The sequence below is a fragment of the Kitasatospora sp. MY 5-36 genome (assembly GCF_001182915.1).
GTDB lineage: Bacteria > Actinomycetota > Actinomycetes > Streptomycetales > Streptomycetaceae > Kitasatospora.
Map to the genome: position 1 here is coordinate 1 of NZ_LFVW01000032.1, position 20,419 is coordinate 20,419.

The window sequence follows — 20,419 nt, forward strand, 5'->3', positions numbered from 1 at the left end:
CGCCCAGCGGCTACGGCGCCGTGGTGGTGGCCGGCTTCGGCGCCGCGCTCGGCCCGGGCGTCCTGCCCGGCGACGTGGTCGCCGCCGACGGCGTGCGCGACGCCGAGGGCCACCTGTACCCGCTCGACTCCGGCGCGGAGCTCACCCGGGCGCTGAAGGAGCGCGGCCTGACCGTGCACACCGGCGTGCACCACACCGCCGACCACGTGGTGCGCGGCATCGAACGGCGGGCGCTGCACCTCCAGGGCGCGCTCGCCGTCGACATGGAGGCCGCCGCCGTCCTGGCCGCGCTGCGCGAGGTCCGGCCCGTGCTGCCGGCGGCCGTCCTGCGGGTGGTGGTGGACACGCCCGAGCACGAGCTGCTGCGGCCCGGCACCCTCCCGGCCGGGGTGCGCGCCTGGCGGACCCTGCGGGCGACGGTACCCGCCCTCGTCGACTGGTACCGGCAGGAGCGCGCGCCCGGCTCCGTAGACCTGAACCACCCCACATCCTCGACGCTCCCCCAGGAGGCGAGCTAGCCATGGCCATGCCGTTGCGCCAGACCGTGCGGGTCGGCACCTACCTCATGCAGCAGAAGCTGCTCAAGCGCCGGGACAAGTTCCCGCTGATCGTGGAGCTGGAACCGCTCTTCGCCTGCAACCTCGCCTGCGAGGGCTGCGGCAAGATCCAGCACCCGGCGGGCGTCCTGAAGCAGCGGATGCCCGTCGCCCAGGCGGTCGGCGCGGTCCTGGAGTCGGGTGCCCCGATGGTCTCGATCGCCGGCGGCGAGCCGCTGATGCACCCGCAGATCGACGAGATCGTCCGGCAGCTGGTCGAGCGCCGCAAGTACGTGTTCCTCTGCACCAACGCGCTGCTGATGCGCAAGAAGATGGACAAGTTCACGCCCTCGCCGTACTTCACCTTCGCGGTGCACATCGACGGCATGCGCGAGCGGCACGACGAGTCGGTGGCCAAGGAGGGCACCTTCGACGAGGCCGTGGCCGCGATCAAGGAGGCCAAGCGGCGCGGCTTCCGGGTCACCACCAACAGCACCTTCTTCAACACCGACACCCCGCAGACCGTCATCGAGGTGCTGGACTACCTCAACGACGAGCTCAAGGTGGACGAGATGATGATCTCGCCCGCCTACGCCTACGAGAAGGCCCCCGACCAGGAGCACTTCCTCGGCGTCGAGCAGACCAGGGCGCTCTTCCGCGCGGCCTTCGCCGACGGCAACCGCAAGCGCTGGCGCCTCAACCACAGCCCGCTCTTCCTGGACTTCCTGGAGGGCAAGGCCGACTTCGAGTGCACCCCCTGGGGCATCCCCAACTACTCGCTGTTCGGCTGGCAGCGGCCCTGCTACCTGATGGCCGACGGCTACGTGCCGACCTATCGCGAGCTGGTCGAGAAGACCGACTGGAGCAAGTACGGCCGCGGCAAGGACCCGCGCTGCGAGAACTGCATGGCCCACTGCGGCTACGAGCCGACCGCCGTCCTCGCGACGATGGGCTCGCTGCAGCAGTCGCTGCGCGCCATCACCGAGACCGTCAACGGCAACAAGGGCCGCTGAGCCAGGAGCCGACCTCCGGGTCGGCGCCCCGGGCCCCGGGCCCCGCGCCCGGGGCCGGGGCCGGCTCCGCCCCCGCAGCCAGGCCGGCCCGCGCCCGGGCCGGGTGGAGGCACCACCGCACCGCTCCGAGTCGTGAGGTGAACCCATGTCACTGCTCTCCCGCGTCACGTCCCCGGCCGAGCTGCGCAAGCTCCCGGCCGTCGAACTGCCCCTGCTCGCCGACGAGATCCGCGACTTCCTGATCGAGGCCGTCACCCGCACCGGCGGCCACCTCGGGCCCAACCTCGGCGTGGTGGAGCTGACCATCGCGCTGCACCGGGTCTTCGACTCGCCGTACGACCGGATCGTCTTCGACACCGGCCACCAGAGCTACGTCCACAAACTGCTCACCGGCCGCCAGGACTTCAGCCGGCTGCGGATGCGCGGCGGACTCTCCGGGTACCCCGCGCGGGGCGAGTCCGAGCACGACCTGGTCGAGAACTCGCACGCCTCCACGGCGCTCTCCTACGCCGACGGCCTGGCCAAGGCGGCCCGGCTGCTCGGCCAGCACGACCGGCACACCGTCGCGGTGATCGGCGACGGCGCCCTCACCGGCGGGCTCGCCTGGGAGGCGCTCAACAACATCGCCGAGGCGCGCGACCGGCCGCTGGTCATCGTCGTCAACGACAACGAGCGCTCCTACGCCAGGACCATCGGCGGCCTCGCCAACCACCTGGCCACCCTGCGCACCACCCAGGGCTACGAGCGCTTCCTCGCCCTGGGCAAGGAGGCCCTGCAGCGCACCCCGCTGGTCGGCCAGCCGATCTTCGACGCGCTGCACGGCGCCAAGAAGGGGTTCAAGGACGCCTTCGCCCCGCAGGGCATGTTCGAGGACCTCGGCCTCAAGTACCTCGGGCCGATCGACGGCCACGACCTGGGCGCGGTCGAACAGGCGCTGCGCCAGGCCCGCAACTTCGGCGGACCGGTCATCGTGCACTGCCTGACCGTCAAGGGCCGCGGCTACCGGCCGGCCGAGCAGGACGAGGCCGACCGCTTCCACGCCGTCAACCCGATCGACCCGTACACCTGCCTGCCGATCTCGCCCAGCGGAGGGGTCTCCTGGACCTCGGTGTTCGGGGACGAGCTGCTCACCCTCGGAGCCGAGCGGCCGGACCTCGTGGCGATCACCGCGGCCATGCTCCAGCCGGTGGGCCTGGCCCCGTTCGCCAAGGCCTACCCGGAGCGGACCTTCGACGTCGGGATCGCCGAGCAGCACGCCGTCACCAGCGCGGCGGGGCTGGCCACCGGCGGACTGCACCCGGTGGTCGCGGTCTACGCGACCTTCCTCAACCGGGCCTTCGACCAGGTGCTGATGGACGTCGCCCTGCACCGGCTGGGCGTCACCTTCGTGCTCGACCGCTCCGGGGTGACCGGGCCGGACGGCGCCTCGCACAACGGCATGTGGGACATGTCGATCCTCCAGGTCGTCCCCGGCCTGCGGCTCGCCGCGCCGCGCGACGCGGAACAGCTGCGCGCCCAGCTGCGCGAGGCCGTCGAGGTCGGCGACGCCCCGACCGTGGTGCGCTTCCCGAAGGGGAACGTCGGGCCCGCGGTACCGGCCGTCGAGCGGACCGGCGGGGTGGACGTGCTGCTGCGCACCGGGCGGGCGCCGGAGATCCTGCTGGTCGCCGTCGGCACCACCGCCTCCGCCTGCCTGGACGCGGCCCGGCTGCTGCTCGCCGAGGGCTTCACCGCGACCGTGGTCGACCCGCGCTGGGTCAAGCCGGTCGACCCGGTGCTGCCCGAACTGGCCGCCGCCCACCGGCTGGTGGTCACCGTCGAGGACAACGGCCGTACCGGAGGCGTCGGTTCGGCCGTCGCCCAGGCGCTGCGCGACGCCGACGTGGACGTGCCGGTGCGGGTGCTCGGCCTGCCCCAGGAGTTCCTCGGCCACGCCTCGCGCGGGGAGATCCTGGAGGAGGCGGGGCTGACCGGGACCGGGGTCGCCGCCCAGACCGCCGTCTTCGCCAAGAACCTGCTACCGACCCGAGGAGCGAACCCGCGCCATGCCGGCTGAACCAGACCGCCCCGCCTTCGACCTCGCCGCGCTGATCGCCGAACGCGGCGGCGAGCGCTACGAGTTGCACGGCCGCTACCTCAACCCGCAGCTGCCGCGGATGCTGCGCACCATCGGCTTCGACAGGTACTACGAGCGCGCCCGGGGCCAGTACTTCTACGACGCCGAGGGCAACGAGTACCTCGACATGCTGGCCGGCTTCGGCATCTTCGCGCTCGGCCGCCACCACCCGGTGGTGCGCTCGGCGGTCCAGCAGGTGATGGACCTCGACCTGCCGGACCTGGTCCGCTTCGACTGCTCACCGCTGCCCGGGCTGCTGGCCGAGCGGCTGCTGTCGTACGCGCCCGGGCTGGACCGGGTGTTCTTCGGCAACAGCGGCACCGAAGCGGTGGAGACGGCGCTCAAGTTCGCCCGGTACGCCACCGGGCGGAAGCGGATCCTGTACGCCGACCACGCCTTCCACGGGCTGACCACCGGCTCGCTCTCCGTCAACGGGGAGAGCGGCTTCCGCAAGGGCTTCGACCCGCTGCTGCCGGACACCGCCGTCCCGCTCGGCGATCTCGGCGCGCTGGCCAAGGAGTTGAAGCGCGGCGACGTCGCGGGGCTGATCGTGGAGCCGATCCAGGGCAAGGGCGTCCAGGCGCCGCCGCCCGGCTGGCTGCGGGCCGCCCAGGCGCTGCTCCACGAGCACCGGGCGCTGCTGATCTGCGACGAGGTGCAGACCGGCATCGGCCGCACCGGCGAGTTCTTCGCCTACCAGCACGAGGAAGGCGTGCTGCCGGACCTGGTCTGCGCCGCCAAGGCGCTGTCCGGCGGGTACGTGCCGGTCGGGGCGACGCTCGGCAAGGGCTGGATCTTCGAGAAGGTGTACTCCTCGATGGACCGGGTGCTGGTGCACTCGGCCAGCTTCGGGTCCAACGCCCAGGCCATGGCGGCCGGGCTGGCGACCCTGGAGGTGATGGGCGACGAGCAGGTGGTGGAGAACGCCCGCAAGGTGGGCGACTACTTCCGTGGACGGCTGACCGCGCTGGTCGACCAGTACGAGCTGCTCGCCGAGGTGCGCGGGCGCGGGCTGATGATCGGGATCGAGTTCGGCCGGCCCAAGTCGCTGAAGCTGCGCACTGGTTGGACCGCGCTCCAGGCGGCGCGCAAGGGGCTGTTCGCGCAGATGGTGGTCGTGCCGCTGCTGCAGCGGCACCGCATCCTGACCCAGGTGTCGGGGGACCACCTGGAAGTGATCAAGCTGATCCCCCCGCTGATCATCACCGAGCGTGACGTGGACCGGTTCGTGGACGCCTTCACCGAGATCATGGACGAGGCCCACCGGGGGAGCGGGCTGATGTGGGACTTCGGGCGGACGCTGGTGAAGCAGGCGGTCGGCGGGCGCTGAGGCTGCCGGGGCCGCCGGGGTCGGGATCGTGGGTGGCACGGTGTGGGAAGTCGACGGCACGGAGTGGGAAGTCGGCCGGGTCGACTTCCCACTCCGTGGGAGACACCGCGTCAGAGCTCGGTCCGGCGGCGCCGGATGACAACCACGAGATCGACGACGGCGAACAGGGTGAGCAGGCCGCAGGCCACGGCGAAGCCGGTGAGGGTGCCCCGGCTGGGCGCGCCGTAGGCGGGCGAGACGGCCGCCCAGACGGCGAAGCCCGCCGTGGCCAGCGCGAACAAGGGGGTGAAGGTGAGCGAGAGCAGGTAGCGGAGCTTGAGGTCGCTGCGGGCGGTGGCCGGCTCGGTGCCGCTGCGCCACCGGCGCGGGGTGGTGGTGCGCATGCCGTTCACCTCCGGACCGCGTGGGTCGGGCTACGATTCCAGCGTACGTCCGAGGAGCGAGCCGGGGGAGGCGCGATGTCGGGTTCGGACGCGGTGGGGGCGGGGTCCGGTGCGGCGGGTTCGGGCTCCGGTGCGGGGGCGGCGGGCCAGGACGGCGAGGGGTACGCGGGGCTGCGGGTCGAGCGGGCCCGGGAGTTGGCCCGGCGGCACGGCTGGGCGTCGGTCCGGGTGCTGGAGCCGGGGGACCTGATGACCATGGAGTACCGGCAGGGGCGGCTCAACCTCGCGGTGCGCAACGGGGTGTGGTCGAGCGCAGTTGGGAGGGGTAGGACCGCGGTGACCCGTCGGACCTGGTTCGGGCGGGCCCGGGTTCAACAGAGCAGGTGCCGGCGGCCGAAGCGCCGGTGGAGCCGCTGTTCGGCGGCGGCGACCAGGGGTTCCAGCAGCGGCAGCGAGAGCAGGACGAGCAGTCCGGCGGCCCAGCCGGCCAGGACGTCGGTGACCCAGTGGGTGCCCAGGTAGACCGTGGTCAGACCGATCGAGCAGGCGGTGGCGGCGGCGATCACCGCGCCGGTCCGCCGCCAGCGGACGGCGAGGTAGGCGAGCACGCCCCAGGTGACCACCGCGTTGGCGGTGTGGCCGGAGGGGAAGATGGTGCCGCCGGAGAAGAGCTCGGGCGAGCCGACGTACTGGGCGTAGTGCGGGCCGAGCCGGCCGGTGACGATCTTGACCGCGCCGACGGTGACGTTGAGCAACAACAGCGCGATGCCCATGACCAGCAGCGGGCGCAGTCGGCCGAGGCGGTGGGCCCGCCAGCCGAGCCAGACGAAGGCGGCGATCGCCGACGGCCCGCGCTGCCCGGCGACCACCCAGGTGTCGAGCAGCGGCTCCAGCCGGGGCCACCGCTCGTAGGGGCGCAGCAGCCGGACCGACCAGTCGAGGTCGACCAGCGCGGTGTTGAGCAGGACACCGGCCAGCACCAGCAGGTAGCCGGCCAGGGTGACGGCGAGAAGGGCGGCCTGCCGTCGGCTCATCGGCGGCCAGCCGGGCTCGCCGGGGTCGGGGCCGAGCGGGGCGAGGTGGCGCGCGGGGGCGGTGGGACGGTCCAGGCGGCCGGTCTCGGCGGTGCGGCGCTCCGGCCCCTGGCGCGGAAGGGGGACGGGGGGACTTCTGGATTGCACGGGGTGACCTTACCCATCCGGACAGGGCTATTCCGGTGGTAATTGTCATTTTCCCGGGAAATCGACAATTGGGCCGACCAGGGGTGGTCCGAGGGGTGATTTCCGCTATTTCAGGATCGAAAGCCAGTGTGGTCGTCGAATGGTTCTGCAAAAGCCCCGGTAAAGCAAACGGAGTGGGAGGCCGGTGCGCCCGGCTTCCCACTCCGTGGTAACCCTGTGTAGGTTCCGTGCTCAGTCGAGGGGGCCGCCCGCGACGTAGATCACCTGGCCGGAGACGAAGCCGGCGCCCTCGCTCGCGAGGAACGCGATGGTGTGGGCGACGTCCTCGGGCTGACCGACCCGCTGGACCGGGATCTGAGAGGCTGCGGCCCGCTTGAAGTCTTCGAAGTCCATGCCGACCCGGGCCGCGGTGGCTGCTGTCATGTCCGTGGCGATGAAGCCCGGGGCGACCGCGTTGGCCGTGATGCCGAACTTGCCCAGCTCGATGGCCAAAGTCTTGGTGAAGCCCTGGAGACCGGCCTTGGCGGCCGAGTAGTTGGCCTGGCCGCGGTTGCCCTGGGCCGAGGACGAGGACAGGTTGACGATGCGGCCGAAACCGGCGTCGACCATGTGCTTCTGCACCGCGCGGGTCATCAGGAAGGCGCCGCGGAGGTGAACGTTGATGACCGTGTCCCAGTCGGACTCGGACATCTTGAAGAGCAGGTTGTCGCGGAGCACACCCGCGTTGTTCACCAGGACGACGGGGGCGCCGAGCTCGGCGGCCACCCGGTCGACGGCGGCCTGGACCTGCTCGGCGTCCGAGACGTCGGCGCCGACGGCGAGCGCCCTGCCGCCGGCGGCGGTGATCCGGTCGACGGTCTCCTTGCCGGCCGCTTCGTCCAGGTCCAGGACGGCGACCGCGTAGCCGTCGGCGGCCAACCGGACGGCGGTGGCGGCGCCGAGGCCGCGGGCGGCGCCGGTCACGACGGCGACCCGGGGGGCGGTGCTCTGCTCGGTCATGCTCGCTCTCGTCTCTCTCGGGAGTGCCTCCCGGGGAGAGCCCCCGGAGAGGGTGGCCACACCCTACCGGCGGGTAGGGGGAGCGGCCAGGGTGGAGAGACGCAGGTGACGGTGGGTAAGGACCGACCGGTCGGCTTTCTGCTGAGAACGGGTTACTGCAAGCTGTTCGCAGCGAGTAAATATGCCAATGTTGCCGAACCTGCGTCTACTATCCGCCCCTGCCTGCCAGCAAGGGCCCGCCGTTTGTATAGTGTCCGCCAGCAGCCACCGGCTGCACGGCTGGAGCGCCCTCCCTCATAGCTGGACGCCCACTCGCCGTTACTGCCCCACCCGGGTGTCCCACACACACCGGGTGTGACATCGGGACGGATACATGGTGCTGGGGGAGATCCCGACAACCCGCGTGTCTACGCGACTGCAGCAGTCGCCAGGACACCTGATTCGCGTGGCACAGCAGGTCCACACCCGCTTGTGGTCCGAACACGTCGGAGCCGATCTCACGGCTCCGCAGTTCGCCGTGCTGCTGGTCCTGGCCCTGGAACCGGGTGCGGACCAGCGGACGGTCGGCGAGCGGGCCTCGCTCGACAAGGCCACGATGGCCGAGATGGTCGCGCGGCTGGTCCGTCGTGGCCTGGTGCTGCGCAGGCGCGACCCGGCCGACGGCCGGCGCAAGCTGCTGGCCCTCTCGCAGGGCGGCGCCCAGGCGGTGCGCGAGGCCACCGGTGGTGTGGTCCGCGTTCAGCGCGTCCTGTTCGAACCGCTCACGGCGGAGGAACAGGTCGAGATCGTCCGGGTGATGGCCAAGATAGCCAGGCTGGAGCCCGCGGCGGTCGCCGTCATCACCGACGCGCGGCCGATACTGGACGCCCAGCGGGCGATCGGCTACCTGATCAGGGTGAGCCAGCAGGTGCACACCAAGCTCTGGTCGGAGCACGTGGGCGCCGAGCTGACGGCTCCGCAGTACGCGGTGCTGGACGCGTTGGAGCTGGAACCGGGCGCCGACCAGCGCACGGTCGGCGAGCTGGCCTCGCTGGACAAGGCCACGATGGCCGAGATGGTCAGCCGGCTGGTGCGCCGCGGTCTGGTGCAGCGTCGGCGCGACCCCTCGGACGGACGGCGCAACCTGCTCTCGCTCTCACCGGCGGGACAGGACCTGCTGCACCGCTCGGCCGCTGGGGTGGCCGAGGTCCAGCGGCTGCTGCTGGCACCGCTGGAGGAGGGTGAGCACGAGGCCGCGCTCGCGCTCATCGCCAAGGCGGGCAGGCTGTAGGTCAAAAGTTCGCCACCGTAGCCAAAACGATTCGCCAAAACGCTGAGGGTCCATGGCCATGGGCTTTGGCGCATCGGGGCACACCGAAGGCCGCCCGCTCCTGTAGAGGTGCGGGCGGTCTTCGTGCGACCGGTGGTCAGCCGGTCGGGTGCTCAGACGGTTCGGGGGCCCGGGAGCCGGGACCCCGGGCGCGTCAGTTCCAGTCGAACTCCTGCGGGTCCGGGCCGATCCGCTTGCCGGTGGCCACGGCGGCGATCGCCGCGAGGTCCTCGGCGTCCAGCTCGAAGCCGGCGACGTCCAGGTTCTCCCGGATCCGGGACGGGGTGACCGACTTCGGGATGGCGATCACACCGCTCTGGAGGTGCCAGCGCAGCACCACCTGGGCGACCGTGCGGCCGTGCTTCTCGGCGATCTTCACCAGTGCGGGCTCGGCGAGCAGCTCCTTGCCCTGGCCCAGCGGGCTCCACGCCTCGGTGGCGATGCCGTGCTCGGCGTGGAACGCGCGCAGCTCCGTCTGCGGGAAGTACGGGTGCAGCTCGACCTGGTTCAGGGCCGGGGCGACGGAGGCCTCGTCCAGCAGGCGCGTCAGCTGCTCGGTGCCGAAGTTGGAGACGCCGATCGACTTGACCTTGCCGTCCGCCTTCAGCTGCTCGAAGGCCTTCCAGATGTTCAGGTAGCTGTCGCCGTGCATCGGGCGCGGCCAGTGGATCAGGTACAGGTCGAGCTGGTCGAGGCCGAGCTTGGCCAGCGAGGCGTCGAACTCGCGCAGCACCGCGTCGCGGCCCTGCTCGCCGGACCAGTCGCGGGTACCCGAGTTCCACAGCTTGGTGGTGACGTAGAGGTCCTCGCGGGCCACGCCGCCCGCCAGCGCCTCGGTGATCGCCGCGCCGGTGCCGGCCTCGTTCTCGTAGATGGCCGCGGTGTCGATGGAGCGGTAGCCCGACTCGATCGCGGCGCGGACGGCGGGGGTGGCCTCGGCGTCCGGGACCTGCCACACGCCGAAGCCGAGCTGCGGGATCTGCGCGCCGTCGTTGAGGGTGACGGTGGGGATGCTGCTCACGGGAAGAGGTGCCCTCCTGATTGTCCTGCTGTTCCAGTGGGGGCAACTGGTGTCCCGGTGTGATTGTTCCCGCCGAACGGGCGAATCTTGGGTGAAGCTTTGCGGGGGTTTGGCCTGGGCGGCGGCCGGCCGGTGACGGGGCGGAACCGCCCTGGTGGGGGACGTGCGGGGGGCTCGCGGGAAGCCTGCCGGGAACCCGCGGGGGCGCACAGGGGGAGTGCGGGCCCGGCGCGTGGCGGGCGGGGCGTGGCGCGCGCGGTCGGCGGAGGAAAAACCTGTTGCGCGGATCACATCGAGGTTGGCAGGCTCGCGGCCATGACCTCCTGACTTCCGGGCCCTTCGTGCCCATTCCATGTCCGTCCGGTGTCCGCTCCGGACGCAGCGTCGATGTCGCGCCGGGCGCCGTGCCGCAGCGCCGCGCATCCTCCGCCCGCCGGCCCGGGCCGCCTGCCGTTCGGCCGCCGTGCGTGCTGTGCGCACGGTGCTGAGGCGTTCCGTGCGCCCTGTTCCCCCTGTTTCCCGGCTCCCCTTGCTTCCTGGCTCCCTCGCCCCCCGTGCGCCCGTGCCCCGCACCCGCGCACCGCTCGTATCGGAGTGTCATGCTGCTCACCCCCCTGCCGCTGGCCGATCCCGGCCGTCCCGACCTCTCCTCACCCCTGGCCTTCCTGCGCTGGCTGCAGTGCAGCCAGCGGCGCGGGCAGCTGCTCGCCACCCTCTGGGCGCTGATCGAGATGGGGGGCCAGGCCGCCCTGCCGATACCGCTCGGGCTCGGCGTGCAGGCCGCCGTGGACGGCGACGCCGGCGGGATCTGGCGGGCCGCCGGGCTCCTCCTGCTGCTGGGCGCGGGCGCCTCGGTCGGCACCGTGCTGTTGCACCGCCAGGCGGTCTGGAACTGGCTCCACGCGGCCACCCACGTACGGCAGTTGGTGGCCCGGCAGGCCTCGCACCTCGGGGCCGGGCTGTCCCGCCGGATCGCCACCGGCGAGGTCGTCGCGGTCGGCAGCGGGGACGTCGAGCGGATCGGCTGGTACGTCGAGCTGGTCGCCCGGGTCCGGTCCGCGGTGATCGTCTGGCTGGCCGTCAGCGTGGTGGTCCTGACGGTCGATCCGGTGCTCGGGGCCGGGGTGCTGCTCGGCGTCCCGGTGCTGGCGGCCTCCGTCTGGCCGCTGATCGGGCCGTTCGAGCGGCGCTACGAACAGCAGCGCGCCCTCGGCGGCAAGGCCACCGAGCTGGCGGCCGACACCGTCGCGGGGCTGCGGGTGCTGCGTGGCATCGGCGGCGAGGAGCTGTTCCTGGAGCGGTACCGGGCCGCGTCCCAGAAGGTCCGGGCGGCGGCCGTCCGGTCGTCCCGGATCTGGTCGCTGATGCAGGCCCAACAGGTGCTGCTGCCCGGCCTGTTCGTGGTCGGCGTCACCTGGTACGGCGCCCGGCTGGTGGCCTCCGGCGAGCTCGCCGTCGGCACCCTGATCGCGGTGTACGGCGCGACGGCCTTCCTGGCCGCTCCGCTGCGCATCCTGGGCGAGGCGGCGCACGCCTGGAGCGTGGCCCGGGTCTCCGCCGGGCGGGCCGTCCGGGTGCTCTCGCTGGACCGGACCACCGGTACGGCCGAAGCCGCGCTGGCCAGGCCGGACAAGGCCGACCTGCACGACCCGGCGAGCGGGCTGACGGCGCGGGCCGGCGAGCTGACCGCGGTGGTCTGCGGGGACCCGGACTACGCCGGGGCGCTGGCCGAGCGGCTCGGCGGCCACGTCCCGTTGGCCGAGGGCGAACGGGCACAGGCCTCGGCTCGGCTCGGCGGCACGGAGCTGGACGCGGTGCCGTTGGCCGAGGCCAGGGCGGCGGTGCTGGTCCACGACAAGGAGCCGGTGCTGCTCTCCGGCACGCTGGCCGAGCTGTTCGACATCCCGTCCTCGGGGCGGGTCCCGGCGGCCGAGGCCCTCGCGGCGGCCCGGTCCGACGACGTGCTGGAGGCCCTGGTGGAGGGCTCGCCGGAGTGCGGGGGAGACCCGATGCGCGCCCGGATCACCGAGCGCGGACGCTCGCTCTCCGGCGGGCAGCGCCAGCGGCTCGCGCTGGCCCGCGCCCTGCTGGCGGACCCTCCGGTGCTGGTGCTGGACGAGCCCACCAGCGCGGTGGACGCGCACACCGAGTCGCGGATCGCCTCCGGGCTGCGGGACACCCGAGCCGGCCGCACCACCGTGGTGTTCGCGACCAGCCCGCTGCTGCTCGACCAGGCGGACCGGGTGGTGCTGCTGCAGGAGGGCCGGGTCGTCGCGGCCGGGCGGCACCGTGAGCTGATGCGGACCGAGCCGGCCTACCGGGCCGTGGTCACCCGCGACGAGGAAGCGGCCCGCCCGGTGGGTGGGGCCGTATGAGGACCACCGTCAAATTCCCTGCCACGCACGCGAGGAGTACGTCATGAAGCCCCCCGTCCAGGAGGAGCAGGGGCCGGCCACCACCCTGCCGGTCGGCTCCCCGGCCGCCGTGCGCGGGTACCTGCTGCTGCTCGCGCGGCGGCACCGCCGCGGGTTCTCCGCGGTGGTGACACTGCACTCGACGGCCACGGTGGCCGGGCTGGTCGGGCCCTGGGTGCTCGGCCGCCTGGTCGAGTCGCTGGCCACCGGTACGGCCGGGTCCACCATCACGGTGGCGGTCGCCTGGTACCTGCTGGCCCTGGTGGCGCAGGCGGCGTTCACCGGCTGGTCGCGGATGCGCGGCGCGGTGCTCGGCGAGAAGGTGCTGGCCGACCTGCGCGAGGACTTCCTGGTCCGCTCGGTGGCCCTGCCGACCGGGGTGCTGGAGCGGGCCGGCACCGGGGACCTGGTCTCCCGGGGCACCACCGACATCGACCGGCTGGACAAGTCGGTGCGCGAGGCGGTGCCCGAACTCGCCGTCGCGGTGGTGTCGTTGCTCCTGGTGCTCGGTGCGCTGCTGGTCACCTCGCCGCTGCTCGCACTGACCTCGCTGGTCGGCCTGCCGCTGCTGCTGGTCAGCTCCCGCTGGTACTTCCGGCGCGCGCCGCAGTCCTACCGCAGTGAGTCGGCCGGGTACGCGGCGGTGAGCAACGTGCTGGCCGAGACGGTCGACGCCGGGCGGACGGTCGAGGCCCTGCGGCTGGGCGACCAGCGGGTCCGGCTGACCGACCGCAAGCTGCGCGAGTGGCTGGCCTGGGAGCGGTACACCCTGTGGCTGCGCTCGGTCTGGTTCCCGACCATCGACGCGGTCTACACCTCGGCGGTGCTCGCCACCCTGGTGCTCGGCGGGCTGTTCACCCTCCGGGGCTGGATCACCGTGGGCCAGTTGACCACCGGCGTGCTCTACGCGCAGATGCTGACCGGCCCGGTGGACCTGATCCTGCGCTGGTACGACGAGCTCCAGATCGGCCAGGCCTCGTTGGCCCGGCTGGTCGGCGTGCGCGAGGTGCCGGAGCACGAGGGGGACGAGTCCGCCCGGCCGGACGGCCGTCGGGTCGAGGCGAAGGACGTCCGGTTCGGCTACCGGGAGGGCGCCGACGTCCTGCACGGCATCAGCCTGGACGTCGCCCCGGGCAGCCGGGTCGCGCTGGTCGGGCCGTCGGGCGCGGGCAAGTCCACGCTCGGCCGGCTGCTGGCGGGGATCTACGCCCCCGGCCGCGGCAGCGTGACCCTCGGCGGTGCGGCGCTGGCGCGGATGCCGGCCGAGCGGGTGCGCGCGCAGGTCGCCCTGGTGAACCAGGAGCACCACGTCTTCGTCGGCACCCTGCGGGACAACCTGCGGCTGGCCGCTCCCGACGCGGACGACACCGAGCTGCGGGCCGCGCTGGACGCGGTGGAGGCCGGGGCCTGGGTGGACGCCCTGTCGGAGGGCCTGGACACCGAGGTCGGCTCCGGCGGCACCTCGCTGACCCCGCCGCAGGCCCAGCAGCTGGCGCTGGCCCGGCTGGTGCTGGCCGATCCGCACACCCTGGTGCTGGACGAGGCCACCTCCCTGCTGGACCCGCGGGCCGCCCGGCACCTGGAGCGCTCGCTCTCCAGGGTGCTGGAGGGCCGGACGGTCATCGCCATCGCCCACCGGCTGCACACCGCGCACGACGCTGACGTGATCGCGGTGGTCGAGGGCGGGCGGATCAGCGAGTACGGCAGCCACCCGGACCTGGTCGCGGCGGGCGGTCCGTACGCGGCGCTCTGGCGGTCCTGGCGGGACGAGCGGTAGTGCGGCGGCCCGGGGCGGGACGAGCGGGGAGCGGGCCGTCCCGGTAGGAGGGGGCTTCAAACCCGTACGGGGCCGGATTGCCCCGTACGGGTTACTCCCTGGCCCGGAGGGGCGCGTAACCGGGCAAATCGGCCGCCCGGCCCGCAGACTGCTCCGGTGACCAAGATTTCAGACGGCTCGTCCCGCTCCCCGCGCGGTGAGATCGGCGGGATTCCCACGCGCTACATCGGGATCGGCGCCATCGTCGTCCTCGCCGTGTGGTTCCTGTTCGCCAACCTCGACAAGGTCAAGATCCAGTTCTGGGTCTTCACCGTCACCGCGCCGCTCTGGATCGCGCTGCTGGCCACGCTGATCGCGGGCGTCGCGCTGGGCTGGCTGCTGAAGGGACGGCGCAGCAGGTGACCACAGCCCCCGGGCCGGCCCCGGCCGGCGCATCGGCCTTCACCCCGCTGATCGAGATGCGCGGGGTCAACAAGCACTTCGGGGACCTGCACGTGCTGCAGGACATCGAGCTGACGGTGGGACGTGGCGAGGTCGTCGTCGTCATCGGCCCGTCCGGCTCCGGCAAGTCCACCCTCTGCCGGGCCATCAACCGGCTGGAGCCGATCGAGAACGGCACCATCCTGATCGACGGCCAGCCGCTGCCCGAGGAGGGCAAGGGGCTGGCCAGGCTGCGCGCCGAGGTCGGCATGGTGTTCCAGTCCTTCAACCTGTTCGCGCACAAGACCGTGCTGCAGAACGTCTCGCTCGCGCAGATCAAGGTCCGCGGCCGGCCCAGGGCGGAGGCGGACGACAAGTCCCGCGCGCTGCTGGAGCGGGTGGGCCTCGCCGATCAGGCGGCCAAGTACCCGGCGCAGCTCTCCGGCGGGCAGCAGCAGCGGGTCGCGATCGCCCGCGCGCTGGCGATGGACCCCAAGGCGCTGCTGTTCGACGAGCCCACCTCGGCGCTCGACCCCGAGATGATCAACGAGGTGCTGGACGTCATGCGCCAGCTCGCGAGCGAGGGCATGACGATGATCGTGGTCACCCACGAGATGGGCTTCGCCCGGGCCTCCGCGAACCGGGTCGTGTTCATGGCCGACGGCCGGATCGTCGAGGACCGCGCCCCGGAGGACTTCTTCAGCGCTCCTGAGAGCGATCGTGCCCGGGACTTCCTGTCCAAGATCCTGAAGCACTGAGGCGGCGCCGTGAACCGTGAGACGACGCCGGCGGCGAGGCCCGCGGGAAGATCTGTGGGAAGGCCCGTGGCGCGGGCGGGGCGGCGCGTGCTCGCCGCCGCCCTGCTGTTCACCGCGCTGGTGGCGGGCCGCGGCAAGCCCGGCACCCCGCCGCCCAAGGGCCCCCAGCCCAGCGCCCTGCCCAGCTACCAGGTGCAGGACGCCTCCGCGATCACCGGCTCGCCGACCCTGGACGCCGCCCGCAGCCGGGGCCACCTGGTGGTCGGCGCCAAGGAGGACCAGCCGTACCTGGGCCAGAAGAACCCGGCCACCGGCGTGTACTCCGGCTTCGACATCGAGATCGCCAAGATGGTCGGCGCCTCGTTGGGCTTCCCGCCGGACCGGATCCAGTTCAAGACGATCGCCTCGGCCAACCGCGAGACCGCCCTGCAGAACGGCCAGGTGGACTACTACGTCGGCACCTACACCATCAACGACAACCGGAAGAAGCTGGTCGGCTTCGCCGGCCCGTACTTCATCGCCGGGCAGTCGCTGCTGGTGCGCAAGAACAACACCACCATCCACGGCCCGCAGGACCTGGACGGCAAGAAGGTCTGCTCGGCGGCCGGCTCGACGCCGTACCAGCGCATCCAGTCGCAGTACCCGAAGGCCAAGCTGATCGGCTACGACACCTACTCGGCCTGCGTGGACAACCTGATCACCAACCAGGTCGACGCGGTGACCACGGACAACGCGATCCTGCTCGGCTACGCGGCAAAGGTGCCGGACGAGCTCAAGGTGGTCGGCCCGCTGTTCTCGACCGAGCCGTACGGCATCGGGGTGCCGAAGAACGACACCGTGCTGCGCGGCGCGATCAACGACGCTCTGGAGCACCACATGCAGAACGGCGACTGGAGGAGGGCGTTCGAGGCGACCCTCGGCCTCTCCGGGGAGCCGGCGCCGAACCCGCCGCAGATCGACCGGTACTGAGAGGGCCGCGCCGTGAAAACGCTGACCGACAACTGGTCGACCTACTGGGACGGGTTCCTCGGCACGCTCTCGCTGTTCGCGGTGAGCGCCGTGCTGTCGCTGGTGCTGGGCGTGCTGATCGCGGGCTTCCGGGTCTCGCCGGTGAGGCCGCTGCGGGTGTTCGGGACGCTGTGGGTGACGGTGCTGCGCAACACGCCGCTGACCCTGCTGTTCTTCATCGTGGTGCTGGGCCTGCCCCGGTTCGACATCACCCTGCCCTTCTACACCTTCGCGGTGCTCGCGCTGGGCTGCTACACCTCGGCCTTCGTCTGCGAGTCGATGCGGTCGGGCATCAACACGGTGCCGACCGGGCAGGGCGAGGCGGCCCGCAGCCTCGGCATGAACTTCGGGCAGACGATGAGTCTGGTGGTGCTGCCGCAGGCGTACCGCTCGGTGGTGGCGCCGCTCGGCAGTGTGATGATCGCGCTGGCGAAGAACACGGCGATCGCCGGCTCGTTCAGCGTCACCGAGCTGCTGGGCACCTACCGGACCATCAACGAGCTGGGCTACAGCATCATCTGGACCTTCGTCTGGATCGCCGTCGGCTACCTGATCATCACTCTGGCCATCAGCGCCGTCTTCAACCTGCTGGAACGACGAGTGGCGGTGTCCCGATGACGGTCGAATCCTCGGCGCTGTACGACATCCCCGGCCCGAAGGCGCTCTCCCGGCACCGGCTGTACGGCGGGATCGCGCTGCTGCTGATCGCGGCGCTGATCGGCTGGGTGGTCTACATGCTCTTCCACACCCACCAGTTCACGTACGCCAAGTGGCAGCCCTTCGAGTACCGGGGCGTGCAGGACCTGCTGCTGCGCGGGCTCGGCAACACCTTGCAGGCCTTCGGCTGGACGGTGCTGTTCGCGCTGCCGTTCGGCGCGCTGTTCGCGGCCGGGCGGCTCTCCGACCACCGGGTGGTGCGCTGGCTCGCCACACTGGTGGTGGAGTTCTTCCGAGCCATGCCGGTGCTGGTGATGATCTTCTTCGTCTTCGTCGCGCTCAAGGTGCAGCCGCTCTGGGCGCTGGTGGCCGGGCTGGTGCTCTACAACGGCTCGGTGCTGGCCGAGGTGTTCCGGGCCGGCGTGCTCGCGGTGCCCAAGGGGCAGCGGGAGGCGGCGTTCGCGCTGGGGATGCGCAAGACCCAGGTGATGACGTACGTCCTGGTGCCGCAGGCCAACCGGGCGATGCTGCCGGCCATCATCAGTCAGCTGGTGGTCGCGCTCAAGGACACCTCGCTGGGCTTCCTGATCACGTTCGAGGAGTTCCTGCACGCGGGCAAGCTGATCGCCACCAACCTGGACTACGACCTGCCGTTCATCCCGGTGGTGATGGTGATCGCGCCGATCTACATCGGCATGTGTCTGCTGCTCTCCTGGCTCGCCCGCTTCGTGGAGCGGCGCAGCCGGCGCAGTCCGAGCGCGCGGGGCGGGGCACCGGTGGCCAAGGCCGGGGTGCCGGTGGGGCTGCCGCCGTCGGTGCAGCAGTGAGGCCGGCGCGGTGGTGAGGCCGGTGCAGCTGTGAGAAGGCCGGTTCGGGGCTGAACCATAGGTACGGGTGGGGTTGGGGTCGGTACCTCCAAATTCCTCTTATGATTCTCGGGCGCCCGGGCGCGGCCCGTGGACGACCGGAGCGCGGCCGGAACGGGGCTGCCGACGGTGGACGAGAGGGCGGGAGGGGCCATGGAGCCGGTGTTCGATTCGCGGCACATCAGGACGTTCCACGAGGTCGTCCGGGCCGGCTCCTACTCGGCCGCCGCCCGCGAACTGGGCTACACCCAGCCCGCCATCACCCAGCAGATGAAGGCGCTCGAACGCACCGTCGGCGTCCCGCTCTTCACCCGGGCCGGGCGCGGACTGCGGCTCACCGAGGCCGGCGAGGCGCTCTCCCGGCACGCCGAGCTGATCCTCGGCAGCATGTCCGCCGCCCAGCAGCAGCTCGCCGCGCTGGCCCGGCTGCGCGCCGGTCGGGTGCGGGTCTGCGCCTTCCCCAGCGCCAACGCCACCCTGATACCCCAGGCGATGGCCCGGCTGCTGGCCGAGCACCCCGGTGTGCGGGTCGAGCTGCTGGAGGCCGAGCCGCCGGACTCCGTCCAGCGGCTGCTGCGCGGGGAGTGCGACATCGCGCTGGCGTTCCGGTACCCCGGCGCGGCCGCCGAGGTGCCGGAGGGCGTGGACGAGATCCCGCTGATGGAGGACCTGCTCACGGTGCTGCTGCCGGTCGGGCACCCGCTCGGCCGCCGGCACGCCGTACGGCTGGCCGACCTCGGCGGCGAACGCTGGATCGCCGGCTGTCCGCGCTGCCGGGCCAACCTGCTGCACGTCTGTGCGGAGGAGGGCTTCGCGCCGGACATCGTCTTCTCCACCGACGACAACCTCGCGGTGCAGTCGCTCGTCGCCGCCGGGGTCGGGATCGCGCTGATGCCGGCGCTGGTGCTCTCCTTCATGTGCCACCGCAAGGTCACCGGACGGGCCGTCGAGCCGCACCTGCGCCGGCAGGTGAGCGCGTACGTGCTGCGCGAGCACCGGCGGATCCCGGCCACCGGACTGGTGCTGGACCACCTGCGGCAGGCGGCGGCGAGCCGGGTCGGGTGCTGACCCGTCGGCGGGCCACATGACCGACGACCATGGACTGCCACCCGGCGACCTATAAGCGTTGATGGGGAGATTTCTTACAAACCCTCCTTGGACGTGATGGGTCCATAGGTTCGAACCTGCTGGGATGACACCCTCAGCCACGGTCGGCAGCGACCGGCGCACCGAGCGGATGACCGCGCTGATCAGTGAGATCCGCGCCGTCGTGGACCGCGGGCTCCCGCCGGAGCTCACCGCCTACCTGGTCGGCGAGCGCCTCGCCCCGCACCTGCACGCCGACCCGGACGGGCCCGACGCGCTGCTCACCCCCGCCCAGCGCGAGGGCGACCCGCAGCGCTACCGCCAGCACGTCCTGCACGCCGAGGGGGACGGCAGCTTCTCCGTCGTCGCCCTGGTCTGGCTGCCCGGGCAGCAGACCCCGATCCACGACCACGTCTCCTGGTGCGTGGCCGGCGTCCACCAGGGCCAGGAGAGCGAGACCCGCTACCGGCTGGTCTCCGACGGCCCCACCTCCCGGCTGGTCGAGACCGAGCACGTGGCCGGCCCGGCCGGCACCGTGGCCGCCTTCGCCCCGCCCGGCGACATCCACCTGGTGCGCAACTCCTGTAGCAGCACGGCGATCTCCATCCACGTCTACGGCGCGGACGTCTCGCGGCTCGGCACCAGCATCCGGCGGGTCTACCGGCTGCCCGCCGACCGGCAGCAGTGAGGGCGGCGTGGCACTGACCCTCAGACACCGCACCGCCGGCACCCGCTCACTGCCCCCGATGCGCGGGGACGCCCCCGGGCTGCTGCTCGCGGCCCTCGGAGTGGCCGCCGCGCTGGGCATCCACGCGCTGGTGCCGGCCGTGCCCGAACTCACCGCCGCCGTCCTGCTCGGCATGCTGGTGGCCCACCTGCCCGGGCTGCGCCCGGTGGTCCGCGGGATCGCCCGGCCGGGGCTGTCCACGGCCGGGAAGCGGCTGATGCGGCTCGGGATCGTCCTGCTCGGGCTCAAGCTCAGCCTGGACGACGTGCTCGGCCTCGGCTGGGCCACCGTCGCCATGGTGCTCGCGGTGGTCGCGGCGACCTTCGCGGGCACGCTCTGGCTGGGTCGGCGGCTCGGCCTGCCCGGGGACCAGCCGCTGCTGGTCGCCACCGGGTACTCGATCTGCGGGGCCTCGGCGATCGGCGCGGTCAGCCAGGCGGCGGGCAGCGAGGAGGAGGACGTCGCGGCCTCGGTGGCGCTGGTGACTCTCTGCGGGACGCTGGCGATCGCCGTGCTGCCGCTGCTCCAGCACCCGCTCGGGCTCGGCGAGCTGGAGTTCGGGCGCTGGGTCGGGGCGAGCGTGCACGACGTCGGGCAGGTCGTCGCCACCGCGCAGACCGGCGGGGCCGGGGCGCTGCGGGAGGCGGTGCTGGTCAAGCTGATGCGCGTGGTGCTGCTGGCGCCGCTGGTCGCGGGGGTGGCCGTGGCGGTGCGGCGGAACCTGCGGGCGGCGCGGGTGGCGGCCTTGGCGGAGGTTCCGGTCGGGGCGCCGGTGGGCGCTCCGGTGGGGGCCTCAGCGGCGGGCGGGGCGGGGGAGG

Annotated in this window: 19 protein-coding genes and 1 pseudogene; 16 read left to right on the forward strand and 4 right to left on the reverse strand. The window is 72.5% G+C overall.

All coding sequences use genetic code 11. From position 1 onward, the window contains the following. The 4 genes from AE652_RS02875 to AE652_RS02890 form a co-directional block, all read left to right on the forward strand. A partial coding sequence (locus AE652_RS02875; RefSeq protein ID WP_053111941.1) for a hypothetical protein occupies window positions 1-518 on the forward strand: 518 nt, incomplete at its 5' end. A 2-nt stretch (window positions 519-520) separates the two neighbouring features. After that, complete coding sequence (gene hpnH / locus AE652_RS02880) at window positions 521-1,549, forward strand: adenosyl-hopene transferase HpnH (protein WP_049649487.1); 1,029 nt, start codon at window positions 521-523, stop codon at window positions 1,547-1,549. A gap of 145 nt (window positions 1,550-1,694) precedes the next feature. Further along, window positions 1,695-3,605 carry a 1-deoxy-D-xylulose-5-phosphate synthase gene (dxs, locus tag AE652_RS02885; protein ID WP_049649488.1) on the forward strand — a complete coding sequence of 637 codons (1,911 nt, stop codon included), beginning with the start codon at window positions 1,695-1,697 and terminating at the stop codon, window positions 3,603-3,605. After that, a complete protein-coding gene (locus AE652_RS02890; RefSeq protein WP_049649489.1) occupies window positions 3,595-4,995 on the forward strand; it encodes an aspartate aminotransferase family protein in 1,401 nt (466 codons plus the stop codon). Before dxs ends, AE652_RS02890 begins: the two co-directional genes overlap by 11 nt. Window positions 4,996-5,105: 110 nt before the next feature. Here AE652_RS02890 and AE652_RS02895 read toward each other — a convergent pair whose 3' ends face one another. Then, complete coding sequence (locus AE652_RS02895; RefSeq protein ID WP_049649490.1) at window positions 5,106-5,378, reverse strand: DUF6343 family protein; 273 nt, start codon at window positions 5,376-5,378, stop codon at window positions 5,106-5,108. Window positions 5,379-5,453: 75 nt separating this feature from the next. Between AE652_RS02895 and AE652_RS49410 the strand changes: the two are divergent. Further along, window positions 5,454-5,621 (forward strand): annotated as a pseudogene (locus tag AE652_RS49410) (hypothetical protein); the annotation flags it as partial. 128 nt (window positions 5,622-5,749) lie between these two features. On the opposite strand, the gene AE652_RS02900 reads toward AE652_RS49410, so the two are convergent. Together AE652_RS02900 and fabG are read right to left on the reverse strand one after the other, a co-directional pair. Then, entirely contained in the window at window positions 5,750-6,559 is an 810-nt protein-coding gene (locus AE652_RS02900; protein WP_369808257.1) for a phosphatase PAP2 family protein, read from the reverse strand. 231 nt (window positions 6,560-6,790) lie between these two features. Then, the gene (fabG, locus tag AE652_RS02905; RefSeq protein WP_049649491.1) at window positions 6,791-7,558 is read right to left on the reverse strand and encodes a 3-oxoacyl-ACP reductase FabG; all 768 of its coding nucleotides are present in this window, start codon (window positions 7,556-7,558) and stop codon (window positions 6,791-6,793) included. A 445-nt stretch (window positions 7,559-8,003) separates the two neighbouring features. Between fabG and AE652_RS47830 the strand changes: the two genes are divergently transcribed. After that, a complete protein-coding gene (locus AE652_RS47830; RefSeq protein WP_053111942.1) occupies window positions 8,004-8,828 on the forward strand; it encodes a MarR family winged helix-turn-helix transcriptional regulator in 825 nt (274 codons plus the stop codon). Window positions 8,829-9,021: 193 nt separating this feature from the next. On the opposite strand, the gene AE652_RS02920 is transcribed toward AE652_RS47830, so the two are convergent. Then, on the reverse strand, window positions 9,022-9,888 hold the full coding sequence (locus AE652_RS02920; RefSeq protein WP_049649492.1) for an aldo/keto reductase: 867 nt from the start codon (window positions 9,886-9,888) through the stop codon (window positions 9,022-9,024). Window positions 9,889-10,487: 599 nt separating this feature from the next. On the opposite strand from AE652_RS02920, the gene AE652_RS02925 reads away from it, so the two are divergent. The 10 genes from AE652_RS02925 to AE652_RS02970 all read left to right on the forward strand — a co-directional run. Then, the gene (locus tag AE652_RS02925) at window positions 10,488-12,263 is read left to right on the forward strand and encodes an ABC transporter ATP-binding protein (protein WP_049649493.1); all 1,776 of its coding nucleotides are present in this window, start codon (window positions 10,488-10,490) and stop codon (window positions 12,261-12,263) included. Between the two features lie 43 nt (window positions 12,264-12,306). Then, the gene (locus AE652_RS02930) at window positions 12,307-14,079 is read left to right on the forward strand and encodes an ABC transporter ATP-binding protein (RefSeq protein ID WP_049649494.1); all 1,773 of its coding nucleotides are present in this window, start codon (window positions 12,307-12,309) and stop codon (window positions 14,077-14,079) included. 156 nt (window positions 14,080-14,235) lie between these two features. Further along, window positions 14,236-14,481, forward strand: coding sequence for a lipopolysaccharide assembly protein LapA domain-containing protein (locus AE652_RS02935; protein WP_049649495.1), 246 nt, complete (start codon window positions 14,236-14,238; stop codon window positions 14,479-14,481). Between the two features lie 47 nt (window positions 14,482-14,528). Continuing rightward, the gene (locus AE652_RS02940) at window positions 14,529-15,257 is read left to right on the forward strand and encodes an amino acid ABC transporter ATP-binding protein (RefSeq protein ID WP_220450147.1); all 729 of its coding nucleotides are present in this window, start codon (window positions 14,529-14,531) and stop codon (window positions 15,255-15,257) included. Window positions 15,258-15,323: 66 nt separating this feature from the next. After that, on the forward strand, window positions 15,324-16,226 hold the full coding sequence (locus AE652_RS02945; RefSeq protein ID WP_049649496.1) for a glutamate ABC transporter substrate-binding protein: 903 nt from the start codon (window positions 15,324-15,326) through the stop codon (window positions 16,224-16,226). 12 nt (window positions 16,227-16,238) lie between these two features. Further along, on the forward strand, window positions 16,239-16,883 hold the full coding sequence (locus tag AE652_RS02950) for an amino acid ABC transporter permease (protein WP_049649497.1): 645 nt from the start codon (window positions 16,239-16,241) through the stop codon (window positions 16,881-16,883). Continuing rightward, window positions 16,880-17,749 carry an amino acid ABC transporter permease gene (locus AE652_RS02955; RefSeq protein WP_049649498.1) on the forward strand — a complete coding sequence of 290 codons (870 nt, stop codon included), beginning with the start codon at window positions 16,880-16,882 and terminating at the stop codon, window positions 17,747-17,749. Before AE652_RS02950 ends, AE652_RS02955 begins: the two co-directional genes overlap by 4 nt. Window positions 17,750-17,950: 201 nt before the next feature. Then, entirely contained in the window at window positions 17,951-18,856 is a 906-nt protein-coding gene (locus tag AE652_RS02960) for a LysR family transcriptional regulator (protein ID WP_049649505.1), read from the forward strand. 124 nt (window positions 18,857-18,980) lie between these two features. After that, entirely contained in the window at window positions 18,981-19,562 is a 582-nt protein-coding gene (locus AE652_RS02965; RefSeq protein WP_049649499.1) for a cysteine dioxygenase family protein, read from the forward strand. 58 nt (window positions 19,563-19,620) lie between these two features. After that, a partial coding sequence (locus AE652_RS02970) for a YeiH family protein (RefSeq protein ID WP_049649506.1) occupies window positions 19,621-20,419 on the forward strand: 799 nt, incomplete at its 3' end.